At 65.8% G+C, this 486-nt stretch carries 1 protein-coding gene; it reads right to left on the reverse strand.

What is annotated here, in order from left to right:
* Positions 1–486 (reverse strand): aminotransferase class I/II-fold pyridoxal phosphate-dependent enzyme (locus tag F8279_RS29860; RefSeq protein WP_151501728.1); only part of this gene is annotated, 486 nt, incomplete at both ends.

The raw sequence follows: 486 nt of genomic DNA on the forward strand, positions 1-486 counted from the left end.
AGTTCCGGGGTCGACAGGACGGTCGCGACCACCTTGCCGCCGTGGATAGGCGGGTTCGAGTAGTTGGTGCGCACCACGCGCTTCAGCTGCGACAGCAGGCGCGCCGCTTCCTCGGCGTTCGAGGCCACCACCGACAGCGCACCGACGCGCTCGCCATACAGCGAGAAGGATTTCGAGAACGAATTCGAGACCAGCAGCGGGCCGCCGGCGTCGACGAAGCGGCGCACCACGGCGCCGTCTTCCGCGATGCCCGAGCCGAAGCCCTGGTAGGCCATGTCGAGGAAGGGAACCAGGCCATTCTGCTGCACGGCGGCGATCACCTGGCCCCACTGCTCTTGCGTGAGGTCGGCGCCGGTCGGGTTGTGGCAGCAGGCGTGCAGCACCACGATCGAACCCTGCGGCATCTTGTTCAGCGAGGCCAGCATGCCCTCGAAGTTCACGCCGTGGGTGGCCGGATCGTAATAGGTGTAGTTGTTGACGATGAAA

Source organism: Micromonospora sp. AMSO1212t (assembly GCF_008868145.1).
Classification (GTDB): domain Bacteria; phylum Actinomycetota; class Actinomycetes; order Mycobacteriales; family Micromonosporaceae; genus Micromonospora; species Micromonospora tulbaghiae.